The organism is Gracilimonas sp. (genome assembly GCF_040218225.1).
Lineage (GTDB): Bacteria > Bacteroidota > Rhodothermia > Balneolales > Balneolaceae > Gracilimonas.
Genome location: NZ_JAVJQO010000009.1, coordinates 1 through 22,043 on the forward strand (window position 1 = coordinate 1; position 22,043 = coordinate 22,043).

A 22,043-nucleotide genomic window follows, 5' to 3' on the forward strand; every position below is an offset into this window, starting at 1 on the left:
CGATGGCGTGGAGATGGTAATGCCGGGAGATAATGTGAAGTTAAGCGTAGAACTCATCCAGCCGGTAGCGATGGAAGAGGGACTGCGATTTGCGATACGCGAAGGTGGCCGCACTGTCGGTGCCGGAGTGGTAACTAAAATATTGGATTAAGATAATACCTTAAATAAGGCCAGTGCATAGAGCAGACGGTTACCCGCCTGCTCTTGTGCGCTTTATACGGGTGTAGCTCAGTTGGCAGAGCACTGGTCTCCAAAACCAGGTGTCGGGAGTTCGAGCCTCTCCACCCGTGCAGATAAAATAAATGATATGAGCAAGATTAATGATTTTTTTGACGGTGTTGTAAAGGAATTCAAGAAGGTTTCCTGGCCGACCCAGAAAGAGCTGATCGATAACACGATTATCGTGGTGGTTTTTTCAATCATAATTTCGGTATTCATCTTTGGTGTTGATCAAATGTACAGCACCATATTAGAAGCTATTTATAATTAATAATGAGCAAAGAATTAACACATGATTGGTACGTAGTTCGCTGCTTTTCCAGTCATGAAAAAAAGGTTAAAGAGTTTCTCGAGCGCGAAATTGAAGATCAGGGTTTAGAGGATAAGATTAAGGAAATCTTGATTCCTACTGAAACGGTTGTTGAGATTCGCTCTGGAAAGAAGCGTACCCGAGAGAAAAACTTTTTCCCCGGTTATATTCTTTTGAATACTCATTATGATGAAGAAGTAAACAATTTGATACAAAGCGCACCTTCCTGCCTTGGTTTTTTGAAGGTAGGTAAAAATGAAACGGTGCCAACTCCACTGAAAGATCACGAAGTCAAACGCATCATTGGACGAGTGAAAGACGGTGGTGATGAACCACGGAATATTGAAATTCCGTACAGCGAGGGAGACCTGGTTAAAGTGATATCCGGTCCGTTTAAAGATTTTGACGGAACCGTTCAGGAAGTAAACCCTGAAAAACTAAAGCTGAGAGTCATGGTCAGTATTTTTGGCCGTAAGACTCCGGTTGAAGTAGATGTTAGCCAAGTTGAATCCGCTACATAAAGAACCTAGTTGATGCACACTAGCTATTACGCAAATTAAACAGAAGTTATTAATTATAGGATCCTGAGAATCCATGGCTAAAAAAGTTGAGAAAATCCTGAAGCTCCAGATTGTTGGGGGGCAGGCAAACCCTGCGCCACCTGTTGGACCGGCACTCGGTCAGGCGGGAATCAATATTATGGAGTTTTGTAAAGCCTTTAACGCTAAGACTCAGGACAAGGCCGGAACTGTTGTTCCTGTTGAGATTACAGTTTATGCTGATAAGTCTTTTACATTCAAAACAAAGACTCCACCAGCACCTGTACTTCTTAAGAAAGCAGCGAAAATCAAGTCCGGATCAGGTGAACCTAACCGAAATAAAGTAGGTACAGTAACCTGGAGCCAATGCAAAGAAATCGCAGAAGAAAAGATGGAAGACTTAAATGCGTTTGACATCGAAGCTGGCGCGGAAATGGTTGCAGGAACGGCTCGCAGTATGGGTCTTAGAGTAAATCGCGAAAAGTAAGGAAATTGTGATCATGGCAAAAAGAGGAAAGAAATATCAACAGGCCGTGGCACTCGTGAACCCCGAGGTAGAGTATACTTTGGAAGAAGCGTGCGATCTGGTTAAAAAAACATCTAACACGAACTTTGATGCATCCGTTGATGTCGACGTGCGATTGGGAGTTGATCCCCGTCATGCCGACCAAATGGTGCGTGGTACAGTGAGCTTGCCTCATGGTACTGGTAAAGAAGTTACAGTTTTGGCTCTCGTTAACGAAGCCAAGCAGGATGAAGCCAGAGAAGCTGGTGCCGACCATGTTGGTCTTGATGATTACATCACGAAAATAGAAGAGGGGTGGGCAGATATCGATGTGATAATTGCAACACCCGACGTAATGGGTAAACTCGGTAAGCTTGGGCGCTTTTTAGGGCCCCGCGGACTGATGCCTAACCCTAAGAGTGGAACCGTAACAATGGATGTGGCCGATGCTGTTAAGCAAGTTAAAGCCGGTCAGATTGATTTCCGTGTTGATAAAGCCGGAATCCTACATACATCTATTGGTAAAGTAAGTTTCGATGCAAATGACCTTAAGGAGAATGCAGAGTCATTTTTCCGTACGGTAATGAGCTTGAGACCGGCTTCCGCAAAAGGGCTGTATGTGAAAAGTGTTTTCATAAGCAGCACAATGGGACCAAGCATCCCGATAAGCAGAACCGCAGTTACATCCCTATAATAGGAGGAAATTAAATTATGCCTACTGCAGAAAAGCGTGCAATTCTTGATGAACTTACCGAAAAACTGAAAAGTTCGAGTGCTTTATACATTGCGAACTATTCAGGAATGTCGGTACCTGAAGTCAATGAATTGCGTGGTGCATTTCGTAAGGGAGATATTAGATTCAAAGTTTACAAGAACAAACTTGTAAAGCTCGCAATGAAAGAAGTTGGTGGATACGATGATATTATCCCCTCATTGGTTGAGCAGAATGCTTTTGCATTCGTTGAAGAAGAATTATCTGCACCTGCCAAGGTATTGAAAGATTTTATCAAGGATAATAATAAGCCAGAATTCAAAGCAGCTATCGTAGACGGAGATTTTTACGGTGCGGATAAGCTGGACGTTCTCGCAGCTATGAAGTCGAAGGACGAGATTATTGGCGATATCCTTGGTCTGTTGATGGCCCCACTATCAAATGTAGTTGGAGCGCTTGAAGCACAAGGATCTAACCTTGTTGGTGCTGTTAAAACCATCGCTGAAAAAGGCGAAGAGTAACCCTTATTTATTACAACTAGAATTTTTTATATCAAAACAACTGGAGATAACAAATGGCTGACGTTAAAGAATTAGCTGAACAGCTTGTCAACCTAACAATTAAAGAAGCAAACGAACTTGCTAAAGTTCTTGAAGAAGAATACGATATCAAACCTGCTCAAGCTGCTGTTGCAGTAGCTGGACCTGCTGGTGGTGGAGATGCTGCTGGTGGTGGAGAAGAGCAAACTGAGTTTGACGTAGTTCTGAAAAGCGCTGGTGCAAAGAAAATCGCGGTAATCAAAGAAGTACGCGGTATCACTGGTCTTGGGCTGAAAGAAGCCAAAGAATTGGTTGACGGAGCTCCTAATACTGTTAAAGAAGCAGTAGCTAAAGAAGAAGCTGAGCAAATCAAAGCCAAGCTTGAAGAAGCTGGTGCCGAAGTAGAGCTTAAGTAACTCATACTTACACATTCGTTGGTAGCCAATGCCGTGAAAACGGTATTGGCTATTGGCGTCTATATAAATTGACCCCATTAGCCCTGGGGTTTGCCCGTATCATTTACCTTCAATCTAAGAGGAGAGGTTCCTTTTGAGCAAGAAGATGCAAACTATTCCGAACACGGAACGCTTATCGTTTGGTAAAACCAAGCACGTATTGGATTATCCGGATTTTCTGGATATCCAGTTAGAGTCATTCGAAAAATTTGTACAACTTGATATTGCTCCCAACGAGCGAGAAAATCAAGGACTACAACGAATTTTTAATGAAAATTTTCCAATTCAGGACAGTCGCGAAACGCACATCCTTGAATTTCTTTATTATAATGTGGATGTGCCTCGTTATACGATTGCTGAATGCCAGGATCGTGGCCTGACGTATTCCGTTCCGCTTAAAGCAAAATTGCGATTATCATCGGTTGATGATAGCGACGAAGCCAGCGAAACTATTGAGCAGGAAGTATTTTTAGGAGACCTGCCCTGGATGTCGAATCGCGGAACATTCATCATCAACGGTGCTGAGCGCGTTATTGTAAGCCAGCTTCACCGTTCACCAGGTGTATTCTTTGGACAAAACGTTCACCCGAACGGTACACAGCTATATTCTGCTCGTGTTATTCCTTTCAAAGGTTCATGGATTGAATTTACTACTGATATTCGTGACGTTCTTTGGGCTTATATCGATCGTAAGAAGAAAGTTCCGGCCACTACATTATTACGTGCGCTTGGTTATTCTTCCGATATCGAACTGCTAAGCCTTTTCGAGCTTTCTGAAGAAATTAAATTTGGTAAGAAAGATCATTACAACAAAAATCTTGTTGGCAAGCGACTTGCCGAGAACATTGTTGTAGAGAGCATGGAAGAGGTAGTTGATGATGAGACCGGTGAAGTTACCGAAGCTCTGAATCGTCAAATTATCTTCGAACGTGATCACGAATTGACGGAAGATGACTACGGCTCACTAAAAGATGCAGAAGTTGAAAAAGTTCTGGTACAGAAAATCTCAGCTGAAGAGTCTGAGCGTTCTGTAATGATGAACACACTCCGTAAGGATCCTACCTACGATGAGAGTACTGCACTTGGAGAAATTTACCAGCAGATTAGGTCCGGTGAAATGCCAGATCCGGAAACTGCGCGATCTATCCTTGAGAGACTGTTCTTCAGCGACAAGAAATATGATCTTGGTGAGGTCGGTCGTTACCGATTGAATAAGCGTCTGAAATTAGACCAGGAAAATACCGTACAGTATCTGACAAAAGAAGATATTGTAGCGATTGTGAAAGAGGTTATCCGTCTGAAGAACCTGAAATCTCAGGTTGATGATATTGACCATTTAAGTAACCGACGTGTACGAACCGTAGGTGAGCAGTTAGGTCAGCAGTTCGCAATTGGTCTTGCCCGAATGGCACGTACCATCCGCGAGCGTATGAACTCTCGTGATGCTGAGCAGCTTACTCCACAGGATCTCGTGAATGCACGTACCATTTCAAGTGTGATTAACACTTTCTTTGGTACCAACCAGCTTTCACAGTTTATGGATCAAACCAACCCATTGGCGGAGCTGACGCACAAGCGTCGTATGTCTGCATTAGGACCTGGTGGTCTGACTCGTGAGCGAGCCGGTTTTGAGGTTCGTGACGTTCACTATACACACTATGGACGTCTCTGCCCGATTGAAACGCCTGAGGGACCAAATATTGGTTTGATTTCCTCACTGTGTGTGCACGCGAAAGTAAACGACTTCGGATTCATTGAAACTCCTTACCGTAAAGTGAAAGAGGGTAAAGTTTCTAAAGATGTTGAATACCTCGCTGCTGAGCAGGAAGATGAAACAGTTATCGCTCAGGCTAACGCTGAGATAGATGATAAAGGTATTTTTGAGAGTGAAGCTATTTTCTCTCGTACACGTGAAGGTAACTACCTGCGTGTGAAACCAGATGAAATTGAATATATGGATGTTGCCACCAACCAGATTACTTCTCTGGCGGCAGCACTGATTCCATTTATTGAACATGATGATGCTAACCGTGCCCTGATGGGTTCGAACATGCAGCGTCAGGCTGTTCCGCTTCTTCGTCCAGAAGCTCCTGTAGTGGGAACCGGACTTGAGCAGAGAGCAGCTCGCGACTCACGTGCTATCATTACCGCAGATGCGGACGGTGAAGTAGTATACGTAAGTGCGACTGAAATCCGGGTTAAATACGATCGTTCTGAAGATGAGCAGCATTGCTACTTCGACGGTGGTGTGAAAACATACAGGCTGGATAAGTTCATTCGTACGAATCAGGATACTACCATTAACCAGCGTCCGGTTGTGAAGATTGGCGATAAAGTGAAAGCCGGTCAGGCTCTTGCCGACGGTTGTTCAACCGACAAGGGTGAGCTTGCTCTTGGCCGTAACCTACTTGTGGCTTTCATGCCATGGCGCGGTTATAACTTTGAGGATGCCATTGTAGTAAGTGAGCGCATCGTTCAAGACGATATTTATACTTCCATTCACGTAACGGAATTCGAACAACAGGTTCGTGATACCAAGCGTGGAGAAGAAGAACTAACTCGTGAAATTCCAAACGTAAGTGAGGAAGCAACCCGCAACCTCGACGAGCGTGGAATTATTCGCGTAGGTGCCAAGATTGAACACGGTGATATCCTGGTAGGTAAGATCACTCCGAAAGGAGAAACCGATCCAACCCCGGAAGAAAAACTACTCCGTGCTATCTTTGGTGATAAAGCCGGTGATGTAAAAGATGCATCTCTGAAAGTACCTCCGGGTGTTCAGGGAACCGTAATCGACACCAAGCTTTTCAGCCGTAAGCGTGATGAGTTGGTATCTCGCAAAGAAGAGAAGAAACGCGTTGAGCAGGAAGAAGAACGTCACTCCCAAAAAGTTGCTGAACTGAATCAGCAGTGGGCAGACAAGATGTATTCATTGCTTCGCGATAAAACTTCTCCGGGTGTATACAACTACAGTCATGTAGAGTTGATCCCGAAAGGCGAGAAATACAAGAAATCTGTATTTGAAGAATTAGATCCGGTAAATATTAACGAAAACATTGACTGGGCCACAGATGGTGAGCTTGTGAAGATGGTTCGTAGATTATTTGCCAACTACCGCGAGCTTCGTCGTGAAATTGACACCGAAGCTAAGCGTCGTAAATTTGCGATTCAGGTAGGAGATGAACTCCCACCGGGAATCATCCAGAAAGCAAAAGTTTATGTTGCTAAGAAACGTAAGCTGCACGTGGGTGATAAGATGGCCGGTCGTCACGGTAACAAGGGTGTGGTTGCTAAAATCGTACCTCAGGAAGACATGCCGTTTATGGAAGACGGAACCCCGGTTGACATCTGTCTTAACCCGCTGGGTGTACCTTCCCGTATGAACCTCGGTCAGATTTACGAAACCATTCTTGGATGGGCCGCTAAGAAAATGGGTGTGACGTTTGCGTCGCCTATCTTCGACGGTGCTTCTATGGATGAAGTTAGAGAAAAATTAAAAGAAGCCGGATTGCCTGAAGATGGCCGCGTAAACCTTTACGACGGACGAACAGGCGAGCCATTCGCGCAGAAGACAACCGTAGGTTATATCTACATGTTGAAACTGAACCACCTGATTCAGGACAAGATGCACTCTCGTTCTATCGGGCCATATTCACTCATTACGCAACAGCCATTGGGCGGTAAAGCTCAGTTTGGTGGTCAGCGTCTTGGTGAGATGGAGGTTTGGGCACTGTACGCATATGGTGCATCCAGCATCTTGAAAGAAATGCTCACTGTGAAAAGTGATGACGTAAAAGGGCGCTCTAAAGTTTATGAAGCTATCGTGAAAGGTGAGAACCTGCCCGATGGTGACGTGCCCGAATCATTCAAGGTATTGTTACGAGAGCTTATGGGTCTCGGCCTTGAAATGCATATTGAATAATTTCACTGTTAATAATTTGGAGGAACATCCTTGCCAGTAACTAAGACATTAACAGTCACCAAAGATTTCGACAGCATTGGGGTATCCCTTGCTTCCGCGGAAACGATTTTATCTCGTTCCCACGGCGAAGTCTTGACTCCTGAGACAATAAACTATCGAACCTTTAAGCCGGAAATGGACGGTCTTTTCTGTGAAAAGATCTTCGGGCCGGTGAAGGATTATGAATGCCACTGTGGTAAATACAAGCGTATCCGCTACAAGGGAATTATCTGCGACCGTTGCGGTGTGGAAGTTACCCGGAAAGCTGTACGCCGTGAGCGAATGGGGCACATTACCCTTACCGTTCCTGTAGTACACATTTGGTACTTCAAATCTCTTCCTAACAAGATCGCTTACCTTCTTGGAATGAGCTCCAAGAACCTGGATAAGATCGTTTATTACGAAACATTCGTAGTGATCAATCCTGGTGTGGCGCGTGACCTCGGTTATGCCCAGGGCGATATGATCTCTGAAGAAGAGAAATGGGATATTTTAGAACAGCTGCCAGAAGATAACCAGGAACTGGATGACGACGATGACGACAAATTCATCGTGAAGGAAGGAGCCGATGCTCTTGAAGCACTCCTTGGCGATCTGGATCTTGACGATCTGGCTTACAATTTGCGTTATGAAGTGAAGCATGAGACTTCACAGATGCGTAAGAAGAAAAAGCTGAAGCGTCTTCAGGTGATTGAGTCATTCCGTGCGGCTAACCAGCATACCGAAAACCGTCCCGAGTGGATGGTACAGAGTGTAATTCCGGTAATTCCACCAGAATTACGTCCGTTGGTACCGCTTGAAGGTGGTCGTTTTGCAACATCTGATTTGAACGATCTTTACCGTCGTGTGATCATCCGTAACAATCGTCTGAAGAGATTGATTGATATCAAAGCTCCTGATGTAATTCTCCGAAATGAGAAACGCATGCTGCAGGAAGCGGTTGATTCTCTGTACGACAACTCAAGAAAATCAAACGCAGTACGAAATAACAACCGACCGCTTAAATCACTTTCAGATATGCTGAAAGGTAAGAGTGGCCGTTTCCGTCAAAACCTTCTTGGTAAGCGTGTTGACTATTCCGGTCGTTCTGTGATTGTGGTAGGACCCGAGCTGAAAATGCACGAATGTGGTCTGCCAAAAGAGATGGCGGTTGAGCTCTACAAACCATTTATTATCCGACGACTCATTGAGCGTGGATATGTGAAAACGGTTAAGAGCGCTAAGAAAGTAGTAGACCGACGTGATGCCGTTGTATGGGAAGTCCTTGAAAATGTAATTGACGGACACCCCGTACTTCTTAACCGTGCTCCAACCTTGCACAGGTTAGGTATTCAGGCTTTCCAGCCGGTACTTATTGAAGAAAAAGCTATCCGACTACACCCGCTCGCATGTACAGCGTTTAACGCTGACTTTGACGGTGATCAGATGGCTGTTCACCTTCCATTAAGTCACGATGCGGTTCTTGAAGCATCTGTGCTGATGTTAGGTTCACACAATATTTTATCTCCTGCGAACGGAGGCCCGATTGCGGTTCCTTCTCAGGATATGATTTTAGGTCTGTACTATCTCACCAAGCCAAATGATGGCCAGAAAGGCGAAGGAAAAACATTCTCTTCTCCTGCAGAAGTATTGGTTGCCTTCGACCAGGGTAAGATTGCTACACATGCCAAAATCAACGTTCGAATTCCAGCGGTAAACGAGGAAGGAGAAACCGTTCACGAAGTGATTAAAACTTCAACGGGACGAGTACTCTTCAACCAGATTACACCGAAGGAAATCCCATTCATCAACAAGACACTCGGTAAAAAAGAACTGAGAAATCTGATTGGTGATATTCATGCTAAAGTAGGAACGGCGAAAACTTCCCGATTCCTCGACGACATGAAGAAAGTTGGTTATGAAGAAGCCACAATTGGTGGTCTGTCTTTCAGCCTTGATGATATCATTATTCCGGATGCTAAAGGTGAGTTGATCACTAAAGCGAAGGATGAAGTGACTGATATTCAAGGTCGTTATGAGATGGGTTTCATTACCGATAACGAGCGTTACAATCAGGTTATTGATAAATGGACCAGTACCACAAACCGTGTGTCTGAAACATTATTCTCAGCTCTTGCGAGCGACAGAGATGGTTTCAACCCGGTATATATGATGGCGGATTCCGGAGCTCGAGGTTCTAAAGAGCAGATTCGTCAGTTAGGTGGTATGCGTGGTCTGATGGCGAAACCTCAGAAGAGTTCCATGCAGCAGGGCAATGAGGTAATTGAGAACCCGATTCTTTCTTCTTTCAAAGAAGGGCTGACGGTACTTGAGTACTTTATCTCTACTCACGGTGCGCGTAAAGGTCTTGCCGATACCGCTCTTAAAACTGCCGATGCTGGTTACCTGACTCGTCGTCTGGTTGATGTTTCACAAGATGTGATCATCAACGAGAAAGACTGTGGTACCCTCCGTGGTATTAAGATGGCGGCTCTGAAAGACAACGAAGATATTATCGAAAGTCTCGAAGATCGTATTATCGGGCGTGTTTCACTCCACGATATCTACGATCCTATTTCTGACGAGCTTATTTGTGAAGCCAACCAGATGATTGATGAGGTTGTAGCTCAGAAAATCGCAGAGACTTCTATCGAAGAAGTAGAAATTCGTTCAGTACTTACCTGTGAAACCGGACGTGGTGTATGTGCCAAATGTTATGGCCGTGACCTCGCACGGGGAACCGTAGTTGAGAAAGGGGAAGCCGTAGGGGTTATCGCTGCTCAGTCTATTGGTGAGCCGGGTACACAGCTGACCCTTCGAACCTTCCACGTTGGTGGTACGGCATCTCGTCTGGAGGCTGAATCTCAGCATAAGACGAAATTCGAAGGTAAAGTAGAATTTGAAAACGTTCGCGTTGTGGTTTACGACGACGGTGAAGAAGAACACAATGTGGTTCTCTCCCGTGCTGGTGAAATCAAGATTGTGAACGATGAAGGTAAAGTTCTTATCAACTACAATGTGCCTTACGGTTCAGAGATGTTGGTTGAGGAAGGCGATGTGGTACCTAAAGGAGCTGTGCTCTGTAAGTGGGATCCATATAACGCCCTTATCTTCTCAGAAATTGACGGTACCGTTGAATACAAAGATATCATTGACGGAGTAACTTCGTCTGAGGATACCGATGCTCAAACCGGTCACCGTGAAAAAGTTATCACCGACTCCAAAGATCGCTCGCTGGTACCAACCCTCGTGATCAAAGGAACCAAAGACCGAATCCGCGAAAATACACTGCCTGTTGATACTCACATCGTTATTGAAGACGGTGCCAAGGTTGAAGCTGGTCAGGTTATTGCTAAGATTCCGCGTGCTACATCCAAGTCTAAGGATATCACCGCCGGTCTGCCGCGTGTAACTGAACTATTTGAAGCACGTTCTCCAAGTGAACCTGCCGTTGTTTCTGAAATTGACGGTATTGTTGAAATGGGTGGGCGTAAGCGTGGTTCACAAGAGGTATTTGTGAAATCCAAAGACGGAACGGATGAGAAGAAATATCTGATCTCGCTGAGCAAACATATTTTGGTTCAATCCAATGATTTTGTGAAAGCTGGTCAGCCTCTCTCAGACGGTACTATTCCGGCTCAGGATATTCTGAATATTCTCGGACCTTATGCTGTACAGTCGTATCTCGTGAATGAAATTCAGGAGGTTTACCGACTACAGGGTGTGAAAATCAATGACAAGCACATTGAGGTTATTGTACGCACCATGATGCAGAAGGTAGAAATCACCGATCCGGGCGATACCATGTTCCTTGAAGGAGACAAAGTGGATCGCTTTGAAGTGAATATCAAGAACGACGAACTGATTGGTAAGTTTGTAGTTACCAACCCAGGTGGATCTGACCTTAAGAAAGGGGCTATCCTTGACCGTCGTGAAGTTAGAGATATAAACAACGAGCTGATTAAAGAAGGTGCAGAAGAACTCGAAACCCGTGAAGCAGAGCCGGCTATTTCTAAGCCAATTCTGTTGGGTATTACTCGAGCTGCTCTTTCAACCGACAGTTGGTTGTCAGCTGCTTCCTTCCAGGAAACAACCAAGGTACTTACTCAGGCTTCTATTGAGGCCAAGAAAGACTTCCTCCGCGGACTTAAAGAGAATGTGGTGGTTGGACATAAAGTGCCTGCCGGTACCGGTCTTCGCGACTACAACGACATTGTTGTTGGGTCTAAGAAAGACATGGAAGAAGGAGACGAGGAAATCGCCAAGGTATTTGAAGAACTTGGTGGAAGTGAAAATGGTGAAAGCGAAACCGCCGAAGCCGAAGACTAATCACTTCAGCAACTCTTCGTTAGCCGAAGTAGCATAGATAAAATTAAAAGCCCTGTTCATTAAGTTGAGCAGGGCTTTTTTGTTTTATCTAATCAACGTATATCGTTGTCATGCTGAATTTAGTTCAGTATCATGATGTTTGATCATCTTGATTAACTAGTCTACGATTAGCTAGAAACCTTCCACTAAAGTATCGAGTCTTCAGTTTGTTGCCCTGCATTCATTTGCTTCTAAGAAATTAATTTTGCTATTTCTAAGTAAATAATAATGATTTAACATCATAGAAAATGACCAATGACAGATTAGAGAACTCGGAAGAAGTAAACGATAAAAACACAATAAATAGTAGTTCCAGTGTTAATGAGCCCCATTTCTTTAGTACCTCAAATTTTAAGTTGGTACTAATGTCAATTTGTACTTTCGGGATTTATGAACTTTTTTGGTTTTATAAAAATTGGGATTTGATAAAAAACAGGTGGGCTCAAAAGATAATGCCTTTTTGGCGGGCTTTTTTTGCACCGATTTGGGCTTACAGTTGTTTTAAAGAGATTAAGAATGCTGCACTTCAAAACAATTTATCACAGACATTGCCAATCGTTTTTTTAGCGGTAGGATATTTTATAATTCAGGCACTATGGAGATTGCCAGATCCATATTGGTTGCTTTCAACGTTTAGTTTTGTATTTATTATTCCAGCTAATAATGTTGCGCTAAGAGTTAATGAGAGTATCAACCCAAGTTTTGAAAATAACTCTTATTTCTCAGGAACAAATATAATTGCCATTGTTATAGGTGGCTTATTATTTGTATTAGGGTTACTGGAAACGGTTATGCCAAGTGGATAAAGAATAATCATACTTTGGAGTATTAAGGAATGGACTTCATTCTTATCATTTTAATCGTAGGTTCAATTGGTGGTGTGATAAAATCTGTCCATGAAATCAAAAAAAAGAGGATGGAAAAGGAAGAGTTGAAAGAAAAATTGGGAGATGAATATGATGAGTATATTGAAATGCGAAAAAAGAAAACTTACTAGAGGCTTAATTTTATGAAGAATTTTTTGTTTTGATCTTCACTTTCTTCTCATCAAGTATTTTTGCTCAGTCAAATTCTTTTACCGGAAAAATTCTTTACGAATATAGCTTTCAGAAGCCCGATACAAAAGAAGATATTACTGATCGTTTAGCCCCTGAGTTAGGGTATGAGCAGCATTATTTTATCAATTCCAAGAATTACAAGGCCTATGATGAAAACGGAAATTTTGTTCAGTCTTATAATAGTGAAACTAACAAGTATTATTTTCTGGATCCTTTAACAGATCAAATCATGGTTATTAATGGATCAATAAAAACTTCCCAAAATGTTAAGGTTACTTATTTAGATGATATAGAAGTCATAATGGGAAAAAAGTGTAAGAAATTGATCGTTAAAACTGAAAGACAAGAAACGATATACTACTACTCGGAGGAGATAAGGGTAAACCCAGAACCATTTTTAAATCACCATTTTGGAGATTGGAGTTATTACATGGAAGCAAGTAATGGTGCTCTGCCGCTTAAATATGTCGTTGAAAACGAACAGTATACCTGGATTTCGACAGCTAAAGAAATCGAAGAGATGAAACTAAGTTATAAGGATTTTGATCCGGATATTATATTCGAGTAACTTTTTTTCCTCGTTCCGTAGCTCTGCTGCGGAACACCACACCGAGCCTCTGCCTCAAATCTTGTCATGCTGAACTTGATTCAGCATCTGAAGAAGGCGAAACTTTAGCGAAGGAGCGTGTCAAAAACAGGCAATCACTCCCTTCAGACCCTGAATCAAGTTCAGGGTGACAACCTATTTTAACATACTTAAATGATTAACCTCTCAATGTAGGATAAAGATCCGCCAAATCAGGGTTCAGTGTTTTAATCAATTCCCATTTCCAAGCTCTTTTCCAGTTCTTTAGTTGCTTTTCTCTTTCTATAGCATCAGAAATGGTACCGTGTTCTTCTGCATACAACAGAATTATACATTTGTATTTTGCAGTAAACTCCGAGCCTTCGCCTTGTTTATGCTCCCAGATTCTACGGTTTAAGTTATTGGTTACTCCAATGTATAAAGTAGTCCGGGCTATGTTGGATAGTATGTAGACATAGGCCTTGGTCATATAAGTATGAGCGTTTTGAGAGGTATTCCTTACAAAACCTTTTTTAGATGTCGTCATGCTGAACTTGATTCAGCATTTGAATAAGGCGAAACTTTAGCGAAGGAGCATGTCAAAAACAGGCAATCACTCCTTTCAGACCCTGAATCAAGTTCAGGGTAACAACCTTTTTTGCAGTCGCTTTGCAATTTGGAACTCTCCGTAATTTTCATTTTAAGTTTATGCTAATAAATTTTTCAAAAATCGGAGGTACTTGTGTCTATTCTAGAGAGAACATGTAATCTATCAATATATTTATGCGTGGCTGTAGCTGCTTTATTAGCTTTCACTACAGCATGCAGCGATAATTCAACCGGAAGTAACGGATCGTCAAATAATCCGCAGTCATTTTCAGTAAAAGGAGAGCTGTCCGGCTATGATCATGGCGAACAAGAGCTGTATCAAGCCGAAGACTTTGTAGATTTGATTGACGGAACTATTAATGCAGATGGTACATTTACTGTTGAATTTTTAGGTGAGGAAGCAGTTCAGGAAGCGTTAAAACCACTAAGTGATGATAGCGAAGGGTTTGTATCGATGTACTGCCGGAATGCAGTCCGGGAAAATCTTGACGATGGTCACCAGTTTGTTGGACTGAGTGTATTCAATTTTACCTACGGTGAAGAAACCAATGTAGGTGGGATAGGACTTAGCAGTGGCGCTCCAAATAGAAATGTTTATCCACCAAGTAGTGATTTTAGAGGAGAATACCAGGTTCGCTGGATATATTCCACACACGAAGCCACGATATCTGAAGAATGTGATTCAGGCAGCGGTGGAACTGAGGAAGTTGAAATCGAATTAATGGAAGGCTGGAATGAGGTTATTTTTAATGTAAGTGATGGCGAACGTTTAAGAATGTATACTGGCGAACGCCCTTCGGAAGTTGGCTGGACATTGGAAACATAATGGAATGTCGTTCCCTTTTTGGCCATGCTGAAATTTAATTCAGTATTTGGAATGATGAACCTTATCAAAAAAAACCCGCAAGGCTCTGAAGTCTTGCGGGTTATCTAAAGGCTAAATTAATCAGGATTACTTTACAGAGGCGTTGCTTCAGAGCTTCCGGTATCTGAAGGTTTTCCCAACATATCATCGAGTGAATAGCTTCCGGTTCCCATTATAGATAAAGCTAAGCTGGTGAGTAGCAACATAATCTCAAGTCGCATGCCGCTGAAGCCTCCATCCCCACCCATCTTTACCGTAAAAATGGCTACCAGCATAGTAAATGCCAGAAGTATTCCCGGAATTTCAACTTTGTATCCAACCAACATCATAATCCCGCCTACAAATTCAACCAAGGCAACTACCCAGGCCATTACTCCAGCCATAGGAATACCGATATTACCGAAAAATCCCTGAACACCTTCAATTCCGGTTAGTTTGCCCCATCCTGCAATGATAAAAATAACACCAACACCTATTCGTAGCAGTAGAATTGCTAAGTTTTTATTTTTCATAAAATCTCCAATTTGGGTTTAAGGGTATAACCAATCTATTTTAAATGGACTAAACTTCAAAAGAAAAAGTTTAATGTCTAACTAAATGACTCAATCCGAAGCGATAAGACTTATCGAAGAAGCAGGTTTTAAAGGTAATCAGGCAGAGAAATGGGTAGATCTGGGTTGTGGGAGCGGCTTGTTTAGCTATGCACTGGCTCAGATATTATCAAAAGATAGTCATATTCTGATGGTGGATAAGGTCAATCAGGCTCCGATAAAGTCATCGGTTCATGGTATTCATTTAGAGTTCTTGCAGATGGATTTCAGTAAACAACAACTTCCGAAAGATGAATATGATGGTATTTTGATGGCTAACTCTCTTCATTATGTGAAAAACAAAAAGACATTCATTCAAAAGTTAACACATCATCTCTCAGAAAATGGAAGACTGGTTATTGTCGAGTATGGCACAAATAATGCAAATCCCTGGATTCCATACCCGATCACATTAAGGCAGCTGGAAGAATTATTTAAGGAGGAAGGATTTAAATCAGTAAGAAAAATCGGTGAACGCCCATCCAGATACGGACATAAGAATATGTATGCAGCGGAAGTAAGATAGACCAGTGACCAAATTAAGATTCAGTCACTGGTTGGCAGGTCAATTCAATATTTAGTTGCCACCATCACGGTTAGCGGTACGGGGACTAGGCCATTCCATTTGTTCGCCTGTCCACCGGCTAACGGGAAGAACCGCTTTATCACGAGGGAAAGTTTCGGGATCTTCGCTGGCCATATAGGTTAAAATCGCAGTTAAGATGGCATTACTTCGAACATCATCGAAAACGATTTTATCATAGGTATCACGATTAGTGTGCCAGGTATAATTCCAGTAACTCCAGCTTAATGAACTCAGAGAAAACCCGGGAGCTCCGGCTGATACAAAGGATGCATAATCGGAGCCACCACCACCAGGGGTTCCCGGAAAGGTAGTTTCAATATGCTGGGTAATATCACGCGGTACGGCTTCCAGCCACCTTCCCAAAAACTCGTAAGCATGAAGAAATCCCTGTCCTGAGATCCGAACTACACGTCCGGTCCCATTATCCTGATTAAATAATGCCTGCATGTTGTCAACGATTTCAGGATTATCTTCCACAAAAGCTGCTGATCCGTTCAGTCCCTGTTCTTCGCTCCCCCAAAGTCCCACAATAATGGTTCTTTTTGGGTTTGGATACACTTCTTTCAGGATTCGTGCGGCTTCCATCATGGTAATTGAACCTGTGGCATTGTCAGTGGCTCCGGTTCCGCCATCCCAGGAGTCGTAATGAGCAGAAAGGATGATATATTCATCGGCTTTTTCTGAACCGGGAATCGTAGCAATGGTATTGAAAGTCGGAACTTTCCCCAATTTCTTGGATTGTGCATTAACTTTGATTTTGGGTTCATCGCCATATTCAACCATGCGATACAGCATACCATAATCTTCAAGAGCAAGGTCTATAACGGGTACTTTTTTGGTTCCTGCACTAAAGATTTTGTTTACGCCAAACCCACTTGACCAGCGTGACTGAATGATTCCAGCAGCTCCGGCTTCTTCCAGAACCGGCAGTATTTCACGTGAGTTGTAGCCAATTTTATCGAATCGGGCTCGCCAGGCATCTTCCATAGCATCGCGCCCCTCTTTCATTTTTTCAAAAGATTCTTCGGTAGCGAATTCTTCCCAGTTATAATCAGGTCGTCCAGTGGGTTGCATCATTGAGACAAGGATGAATTTTCCTTTGATGGTTTTCAGCCATTCTTCAAAAGCCGCTTTATTTTCTACGTCGGGGATAATATCCAAACCTCCTTCTACGCCACCTTTTTTAGTAGCAGGACTCCAGGCAAGCTGCATCCCTTCCAGTGATACTACACGCGGTGAAATCAAGTCAATATGGGTGATGCCACGTTCCCACCCCTGCCATTGGCCAAACTGCTGATTCTCTGCTGAGATACCCCATTCTTCAAACTGTTCCACCGCCCATTCATGAGCATGTTGCATCTGTGGTGTACCCACAAGCCGTGGTCCGATTACATCGGTAAGCTGATGTGCCAGATATTCCAGCTGCGAATTTTCAGTCGCTTCTTGTACGATAGCATCCACCATTTCGTCGGTTGTCTGAGCATTGACCAGGCCGAATGGCAGCAACATCGAAATGCATAGTAATAATGTGATTCTTTTCATGAATCCGATCTCCGATTCTGTCAGTTAAGATTAACCGGAGAATATATTCTATTAATCTATAAAAGGGGGAGACTGAAATTTCTTTTTACGAATAAAAAAACCGCCTCAAAAGAGACGGTTTCCTGCGCTATCATGTGGATGTTAAATTTTACACGTCAGTTCCGGCTAATTCATAGCCAGCTTGTCTCCAGCCAGCAAGGCCTTCTTCAAAATCACTGACGTTGGTATAACCCATTTCTTCCAGCTTCTGTGCAAGATTAGGAGACGCATCACAATCGGAATTTGCGCAGTAAACAATAATTTCGGCATCCATAAACGGAATAACCTCTTTAGCCACTTCGGCGTTTTCCGTTGGTATATTTAGGGAACCCGGAATATGCTTAGCCAGATAGGCATCACGTGATAGTGCATTTATAATTATTGGCGAATGTTCGCCTGTCATTTTTCGATGTAAAGTTTCTACGTCTGTTCGTTGAAGTGTTGCTGTGGCAGTCATAATCTTTGAGTTTAGATTCGACTTTTTACTTCACTTTCATAACAAATCATAGCCTGTTCACATTCAGAGATGCTTCTCTTTATAAATGGAAAAGAATGTATGGGCAGAGGGTTCTATGATCTCATCCGGAAAATCATAGGCAGGATTATGCAGTGGGGGCAGGCTTTCTCCGGCTCCAAAACCAAATTGGGCACCTTTATTTGTTGCGGTGAAGTAGGCGAAATCTTCAGACCAATTGTTGGGATGTTTCATTTGCTGAACCGTTAGTTTATTGGACTCGGCAGACTTAGTAATCATGTCCACACAATCAGGGTCATTGAGAGTAGCAGGATAGATTTCTGAATAACTCCAGTCATAATCCAGCCCATTTTCCTGTGCCAGTTCTCCAACAATGGCTTCTGATTTATTGCAAAGCAGATCAAGGTCATCGTTTTCATAGGCCCTTAATGTGATGCCCATTTCCAAGCTTCCAGGAGAAACCCCGAAAGCAATCTCACCCAACCGGATATATATCAGCGTGGCTATGGTGTGGTCTTTAAAAGAAGATTGATCATTGTTAGCGAGATTCAGAATTTGATCCGTAATTTTGGTAGCTGTTTCGTAGGGGTTCAATCCGTTTTGAGGTTCTGCCGCATGGGATGTCCGCCCCTCAAGTTTTATGGTGAAGCCACAGGAAGCAGCAGAAAAACTTCCTTTTTTCAGTAATATAGTATTCTTTTCGACGCCGGGAATATTATGAAGGGCAAAGATATAATCCGGGGAAAGGGCATGGAATTCTTTGGATTCCACAACATCTTTAGCACCAAGGTAGGTTTCTTCCGCTGGCTGAAAGAGTAAAACAGCTTTTCCTTTCTTTGGGCGGTTCTGGGAAATAAGCTGACCTAATCGAGCTATGATAGCCATGTGCCCATCATGCCCACATAAATGGGCAACTCCTTTAATAGATGACCGATAAGCCCGGTTCGGTTTTTCCTGAATAGGAAGTGCATCCAGTTCACACCGAAAAATCAGGGTTTCCCCGGCTTCTTCCCCCTCAAATACGAATGCCTTCCCCGTTTTTGAAATGGATATTTCTTTATCCGGATTTAATGGTTCGAAAAAAGATGAAATGCGTTTTGAAGTTTCAAACTCCAGGTTTGATAATTCAGGGTAACGGTGAAGGGTACGTCTCAGGTTGATGACATCTTGTAAATCGGACATAAACTAATTTTTAACAGCTGTAACCATGATTTCTACTTTCGCATCCAGCGGAATACGGCTGACCTCAACAACCGCTCGTGCAGGTGGGTTTTCAGGAAAATACTGAATATAAATATCATTGAACGAACCATAGTCATCCATATCATCCAAAAAAACCTGTGCTTTCACAACATCTGACATTGCAAAACCAGCCTCTTCTAAGACTGCTTTAATATTATTCAGGGTTTGATGGGTTTGTGAATTAAGGTCATCACCAGCCAGTTCCCGGCTTTCCGGAATCAGGCCAATTTGCCCGGAAAGATAGAGTGTGTTACCAACCTGAATGGCCTGGGAGTATACTCCAACTGATGCGGGTGCTTTATCAGTATTAATGACTTTCTTTTGCTGTTCTGTACTTGTCTCAGTTTCAACCTCAATGCAGGATGAAAATACTCCTATAATTATCAGGCTGACAAGAGGTAGTTTAAAAGTGAAATTTTCTATCTTCATAAGTTCGAATATTTAGGTAGTTGTCACACTGAATTTGATGGGGCTCTGCATAAACGCCTTTACTAAACTTTTTTAATCTGATCTTTCATAGCGCTGATAAACCGGTCAATTTCTTCCAGGGTAGTGTAAACATTTGGAGTGACACGAATACCCCGAAACTGATCGCGATTAATGGGAGTGGTAATAATACGATAATCACGCCAAAGAGCACTATTCAGATCATTGGGTTCCATCCCCTTGATTTCGACCGTGGCAATTCCGCAGGCATATGTTGGGTTTCGGCTGGTATGAAGAACTACTTTGTCTCCATCCACAAGCTCGTCAATCCAAAGATCATTAAGGTGTTTAAGCCGGGCTTCCTTGCGGGCTGAGCCGATACCTTCATGGAAAGTTAAGGCCTCACCAATAGCCAGGAAATTAGCAGCCGGGTGAGTGCCGATTTCCTCAAACTTACGGATGTCTTCGTCCTGTGATTCTTCTGCTGCCATCAAAGGCCAGAGGTCTTTAATCTTGTTTTTACGGACGTAAAGCATACCCGTTCCATGAGGTGCAAATAGCCATTTATGAAGGCTGGATGTATAATAATCACAATCCAGATCCGAATGATTAAATGTAAAATGAGCGAAAGCGTGGGCGCCATCTACAATAACCGGTATTCCTTTTTTACGAGCCATCTGCACCACTTTTTTTACAGGGAGAATCTGCCCTGTAAGGTTGATGATATGGCACATCAAAATCAGCTTGGTATTTGGAGTGATAGCCTCTTCGAATCGGCGAACAATCTCGGCATCATCTTCTGCCGGCACCGGGATACTTATTTGGTTAAGTTTGATGCCTTCACGTCTTTCCCGCTGTTTAAAGGTATTGATCATCCGGGGGTAATCCTGGTCGGTTGTCAATACTTCATCACCTGCTTTCAAATCGAAACCAAACTGGCAAATTTGCAAGCTTTCAGAAGCATTTCTGGTGATGGCGATTTCTTCAGTATCTACCCCAAAGTTACGAGCCAGCCGTTGTCTTACGCCTTCTCTTCGGGGTTCTAAAATCCTCCACATATTATATACCGGTGCCTGATTGGAGAAGTCCAGATGCTTTTTCATGGCTTCCTGCACAAATGCCGGGGAAGGGCTAACGCCTCCATTATTCAGGTTGATGAGGCTTCTATCTACGGTGAAGGCTTGCTGTACATGAGCCCAGAAATCTTCATTTCGGGCAATTTCTTTAGCGGTACCCGAATAGTTTCCAAGGTCTTCTTTAAGGCTGTGATACTTTAGCGGATTAAAAAAAGTTGAGGCTGTTAATGCCGCTGCCCCGCCACTGATTTTTTTTAAGAACTGTTTCCGTGTTTCCATTGCAATTCCCCTTTTATGCTGATTGGGAATTAGCCATAGAAAAGCAAAAAAGCAAGCCGGATTATAGGTAGTATGGCGTTATTATGAACCAACAGGCCGGCAGATACAGGTTGATTCAGCATTAGTAGAGGTCGAGGTAGCAGCCAATAGATTAGGAAGATTCAAGCAATCAATCCTTTCAGACCCTGAATCAAGTTCAGGGTGACTACATGTTAAATAAAACATGCAATTAGCCCCTTAGTATTGGATAAAGGTCAACTAAATCAGGATTGAGGGTTTTAATTAAATCCCACTTCCAGGCTTTTCTCCAGTTCTTTAGCTGTTTTTCTCTTTCTATTGCATCAGATATAGTACCGTGTTCTTCGGTATAAAGTAGAATCGTACACTTGTATTTTGCGGTAAATGTAGAACCTTTCCCCTGCTTGTGTTCCCAAACTCTGCGGCTAATATCCTTAGTCACCCCAATGTATAAAGTAGTTCGGCCAATATTTGACAGTATGTATACATAAGCACCTCTCATGTAAGTAAGAGCAATTTAAAAGCAATTACTTACACTCTTCTCCGATGTTTCTAAGAACCCACCAATTATGCCTCCGGGTCGTCATGCTGAATTTAATTCAGCATCTGAGGAGGAAGGTGATGTAGAGAAGGAGTTTGTCATGTTCAGGGTTGATAGCTTTTCAATAAAAAAGCCCTGCTCAATTTCTTGGTCAGGGCTTCAAGTTCTTAAAAATGTAATCTATTCGATCAGGCTTTTTTCTTAGCTGTTTCGATAGATTCCAATAAATCTTCGGCTTCCTTAATCAGTCCTTCTGCTTTTTCTTTAGCATCTAAAACTACTTTGTCGCCTTTCTCTTTAGCTTCAGAAACTAAAATCTCTTTTTCTTCACGAAGTTGCTCAATTAAATCATTGAGCTCATCGTAATAGTTGCTGAGTCTGTAAGAGAGGCGGTCTCTTGTGTTTTTGCCTGTATCCGGAGCGTAAAGCAATGCAAATGCAGCGCCAACAAGGGCTCCTGAAATAATTCCTGAAATAAAATCTGATGATCTGCTCATAATTTTTTCTCCTTTTTATATTCTAAACAAGTATAGCGCAAACAAGTT

23 protein-coding genes and 1 tRNA gene are annotated in these 22,043 nt (G+C 42.8%); 15 read left to right on the forward strand and 9 right to left on the reverse strand.

All coding sequences use genetic code 11. The features are described 5' to 3' along the window. The 13 genes from RIB15_RS15460 to RIB15_RS15520 all read left to right on the forward strand — a co-directional run. A partial coding sequence (locus RIB15_RS15460; RefSeq protein WP_502881341.1) for an EF-Tu C-terminal domain-related protein occupies nucleotides 1-151 on the forward strand: 151 nt, incomplete at its 5' end. 66 nt (nucleotides 152-217) lie between these two features. Further along, nucleotides 218-290, forward strand: a tRNA-Trp gene (locus tag RIB15_RS15465). A 17-nt stretch (nucleotides 291-307) separates the two neighbouring features. Further along, nucleotides 308-490 (forward strand): preprotein translocase subunit SecE, encoded by a 183-nt coding sequence (gene secE / locus RIB15_RS15470; RefSeq protein ID WP_350203082.1) that lies wholly within the window; start codon nucleotides 308-310, stop codon nucleotides 488-490. A 2-nt stretch (nucleotides 491-492) separates the two neighbouring features. Further along, on the forward strand, nucleotides 493-1,050 hold the full coding sequence (nusG, locus tag RIB15_RS15475) for a transcription termination/antitermination protein NusG (protein ID WP_255134581.1): 558 nt from the start codon (nucleotides 493-495) through the stop codon (nucleotides 1,048-1,050). A 73-nt stretch (nucleotides 1,051-1,123) separates the two neighbouring features. Then, nucleotides 1,124-1,555, forward strand: coding sequence for a 50S ribosomal protein L11 (rplK, locus tag RIB15_RS15480; RefSeq protein ID WP_255134582.1), 432 nt, complete (start codon nucleotides 1,124-1,126; stop codon nucleotides 1,553-1,555). A gap of 13 nt (nucleotides 1,556-1,568) precedes the next feature. Further along, nucleotides 1,569-2,267 carry a 50S ribosomal protein L1 gene (rplA, locus tag RIB15_RS15485; protein ID WP_350203083.1) on the forward strand — a complete coding sequence of 233 codons (699 nt, stop codon included), beginning with the start codon at nucleotides 1,569-1,571 and terminating at the stop codon, nucleotides 2,265-2,267. 17 nt (nucleotides 2,268-2,284) lie between these two features. Next, entirely contained in the window at nucleotides 2,285-2,806 is a 522-nt protein-coding gene (rplJ, locus tag RIB15_RS15490; RefSeq protein WP_350203084.1) for a 50S ribosomal protein L10, read from the forward strand. Nucleotides 2,807-2,859: 53 nt separating this feature from the next. Beyond that, on the forward strand, nucleotides 2,860-3,240 hold the full coding sequence (gene rplL / locus RIB15_RS15495; RefSeq protein WP_350203085.1) for a 50S ribosomal protein L7/L12: 381 nt from the start codon (nucleotides 2,860-2,862) through the stop codon (nucleotides 3,238-3,240). A 145-nt stretch (nucleotides 3,241-3,385) separates the two neighbouring features. Continuing rightward, nucleotides 3,386-7,201 (forward strand): DNA-directed RNA polymerase subunit beta, encoded by a 3,816-nt coding sequence (gene rpoB, locus RIB15_RS15500; protein ID WP_350203115.1) that lies wholly within the window; start codon nucleotides 3,386-3,388, stop codon nucleotides 7,199-7,201. Between the two features lie 30 nt (nucleotides 7,202-7,231). Further along, nucleotides 7,232-11,548, forward strand: a complete 4,317-nt coding sequence (rpoC, locus tag RIB15_RS15505; protein ID WP_350203086.1) for a DNA-directed RNA polymerase subunit beta' — start codon at nucleotides 7,232-7,234, stop codon at nucleotides 11,546-11,548. Nucleotides 11,549-11,835: 287 nt separating this feature from the next. Next, nucleotides 11,836-12,393, forward strand: a complete 558-nt coding sequence (locus tag RIB15_RS15510; RefSeq protein WP_350203087.1) for a hypothetical protein — start codon at nucleotides 11,836-11,838, stop codon at nucleotides 12,391-12,393. A 29-nt stretch (nucleotides 12,394-12,422) separates the two neighbouring features. Continuing rightward, nucleotides 12,423-12,584: a hypothetical protein gene (locus RIB15_RS15515; RefSeq protein ID WP_350203088.1), complete on the forward strand. Its 162-nt coding sequence runs from the start codon at nucleotides 12,423-12,425 to the stop codon at nucleotides 12,582-12,584. A gap of 29 nt (nucleotides 12,585-12,613) precedes the next feature. Further along, the gene (locus RIB15_RS15520) at nucleotides 12,614-13,213 is read left to right on the forward strand and encodes a hypothetical protein (protein ID WP_350203089.1); all 600 of its coding nucleotides are present in this window, start codon (nucleotides 12,614-12,616) and stop codon (nucleotides 13,211-13,213) included. A 196-nt stretch (nucleotides 13,214-13,409) separates the two neighbouring features. Here the strand turns inward: RIB15_RS15520 and RIB15_RS15525 are convergent, their stop codons facing one another. Further along, the gene (locus RIB15_RS15525; RefSeq protein ID WP_502881381.1) at nucleotides 13,410-13,757 is read right to left on the reverse strand and encodes a GIY-YIG nuclease family protein; all 348 of its coding nucleotides are present in this window, start codon (nucleotides 13,755-13,757) and stop codon (nucleotides 13,410-13,412) included. A gap of 195 nt (nucleotides 13,758-13,952) precedes the next feature. On the opposite strand from RIB15_RS15525, the gene RIB15_RS15530 reads away from it, so the two are divergent. Beyond that, nucleotides 13,953-14,645, forward strand: a complete 693-nt coding sequence (locus RIB15_RS15530) for a hypothetical protein (RefSeq protein ID WP_350203090.1) — start codon at nucleotides 13,953-13,955, stop codon at nucleotides 14,643-14,645. Between the two features lie 131 nt (nucleotides 14,646-14,776). Here the strand turns inward: RIB15_RS15530 and RIB15_RS15535 are convergent, their stop codons facing one another. Beyond that, on the reverse strand, nucleotides 14,777-15,196 hold the full coding sequence (locus RIB15_RS15535; RefSeq protein ID WP_350203091.1) for a DoxX family protein: 420 nt from the start codon (nucleotides 15,194-15,196) through the stop codon (nucleotides 14,777-14,779). Nucleotides 15,197-15,281: 85 nt separating this feature from the next. On the opposite strand from RIB15_RS15535, the gene RIB15_RS15540 reads away from it, so the two are divergent. Then, nucleotides 15,282-15,800: a class I SAM-dependent methyltransferase gene (locus RIB15_RS15540; protein ID WP_350203092.1), complete on the forward strand. Its 519-nt coding sequence runs from the start codon at nucleotides 15,282-15,284 to the stop codon at nucleotides 15,798-15,800. A 51-nt stretch (nucleotides 15,801-15,851) separates the two neighbouring features. Here the strand turns inward: RIB15_RS15540 and RIB15_RS15545 are convergent, their stop codons facing one another. The 7 genes from RIB15_RS15545 to RIB15_RS15575 form a co-directional block, all read right to left on the reverse strand. Beyond that, complete coding sequence (locus RIB15_RS15545) at nucleotides 15,852-17,402, reverse strand: M20/M25/M40 family metallo-hydrolase (protein WP_350203093.1); 1,551 nt, start codon at nucleotides 17,400-17,402, stop codon at nucleotides 15,852-15,854. A gap of 148 nt (nucleotides 17,403-17,550) precedes the next feature. After that, a complete protein-coding gene (locus RIB15_RS15550) occupies nucleotides 17,551-17,898 on the reverse strand; it encodes a rhodanese-like domain-containing protein (RefSeq protein ID WP_350203094.1) in 348 nt (115 codons plus the stop codon). Between the two features lie 63 nt (nucleotides 17,899-17,961). Then, nucleotides 17,962-19,098: an amidohydrolase gene (locus tag RIB15_RS15555; protein ID WP_350203095.1), complete on the reverse strand. Its 1,137-nt coding sequence runs from the start codon at nucleotides 19,096-19,098 to the stop codon at nucleotides 17,962-17,964. 3 nt (nucleotides 19,099-19,101) lie between these two features. After that, complete coding sequence (locus RIB15_RS15560) at nucleotides 19,102-19,587, reverse strand: RidA family protein (protein WP_350203096.1); 486 nt, start codon at nucleotides 19,585-19,587, stop codon at nucleotides 19,102-19,104. Between the two features lie 62 nt (nucleotides 19,588-19,649). After that, nucleotides 19,650-20,939, reverse strand: coding sequence for an aminotransferase class V-fold PLP-dependent enzyme (locus RIB15_RS15565; protein WP_350203097.1), 1,290 nt, complete (start codon nucleotides 20,937-20,939; stop codon nucleotides 19,650-19,652). 229 nt (nucleotides 20,940-21,168) lie between these two features. Beyond that, entirely contained in the window at nucleotides 21,169-21,459 is a 291-nt protein-coding gene (locus tag RIB15_RS15570) for a GIY-YIG nuclease family protein (RefSeq protein WP_350203098.1), read from the reverse strand. A gap of 227 nt (nucleotides 21,460-21,686) precedes the next feature. Beyond that, nucleotides 21,687-21,995, reverse strand: coding sequence for a YtxH domain-containing protein (locus tag RIB15_RS15575; protein WP_350203099.1), 309 nt, complete (start codon nucleotides 21,993-21,995; stop codon nucleotides 21,687-21,689). Between the last annotated feature and the right edge of the window lie 48 nt (nucleotides 21,996-22,043).

Bases quoted from the DNA above. Each gene is read 5' to 3' on its own strand.
- RIB15_RS15510 (WP_350203087.1), top strand. From the start codon at position 11,836: ATGACCAATGACAGATTAGAGAACTCGGAAGAAGTAAACGATAAAAAC.
- RIB15_RS15555 (WP_350203095.1), bottom strand. From the start codon at position 19,098: ATGTCCGATTTACAAGATGTCATCAACCTGAGACGTACCCTTCACCGT.
- rplL (WP_350203085.1), top strand. From the start codon at position 2,860: ATGGCTGACGTTAAAGAATTAGCTGAACAGCTTGTCAACCTAACAATT.
- nusG (WP_255134581.1), top strand. From the start codon at position 493: ATGAGCAAAGAATTAACACATGATTGGTACGTAGTTCGCTGCTTTTCC.
- RIB15_RS15545 (WP_350203093.1), bottom strand. From the start codon at position 17,402: ATGAAAAGAATCACATTATTACTATGCATTTCGATGTTGCTGCCATTC.
- RIB15_RS15575 (WP_350203099.1), bottom strand. From the start codon at position 21,995: ATGAGCAGATCATCAGATTTTATTTCAGGAATTATTTCAGGAGCCCTT.
- RIB15_RS15525 (WP_502881381.1), bottom strand. From the start codon at position 13,757: ATGACGACATCTAAAAAAGGTTTTGTAAGGAATACCTCTCAAAACGCT.
- RIB15_RS15535 (WP_350203091.1), bottom strand. From the start codon at position 15,196: ATGAAAAATAAAAACTTAGCAATTCTACTGCTACGAATAGGTGTTGGT.
- rplJ (WP_350203084.1), top strand. From the start codon at position 2,285: ATGCCTACTGCAGAAAAGCGTGCAATTCTTGATGAACTTACCGAAAAA.
- RIB15_RS15570 (WP_350203098.1), bottom strand. From the start codon at position 21,459: ATGAGAGGTGCTTATGTATACATACTGTCAAATATTGGCCGAACTACT.
- RIB15_RS15560 (WP_350203096.1), bottom strand. From the start codon at position 19,587: ATGAAGATAGAAAATTTCACTTTTAAACTACCTCTTGTCAGCCTGATA.
- RIB15_RS15515 (WP_350203088.1), top strand. From the start codon at position 12,423: ATGGACTTCATTCTTATCATTTTAATCGTAGGTTCAATTGGTGGTGTG.
- secE (WP_350203082.1), top strand. From the start codon at position 308: ATGAGCAAGATTAATGATTTTTTTGACGGTGTTGTAAAGGAATTCAAG.
- rplK (WP_255134582.1), top strand. From the start codon at position 1,124: ATGGCTAAAAAAGTTGAGAAAATCCTGAAGCTCCAGATTGTTGGGGGG.
- rplA (WP_350203083.1), top strand. From the start codon at position 1,569: ATGGCAAAAAGAGGAAAGAAATATCAACAGGCCGTGGCACTCGTGAAC.
- RIB15_RS15565 (WP_350203097.1), bottom strand. From the start codon at position 20,939: ATGGAAACACGGAAACAGTTCTTAAAAAAAATCAGTGGCGGGGCAGCG.
- RIB15_RS15550 (WP_350203094.1), bottom strand. From the start codon at position 17,898: ATGACTGCCACAGCAACACTTCAACGAACAGACGTAGAAACTTTACAT.
- rpoB (WP_350203115.1), top strand. From the start codon at position 3,386: ATGCAAACTATTCCGAACACGGAACGCTTATCGTTTGGTAAAACCAAG.
- RIB15_RS15540 (WP_350203092.1), top strand. From the start codon at position 15,282: ATGACTCAATCCGAAGCGATAAGACTTATCGAAGAAGCAGGTTTTAAA.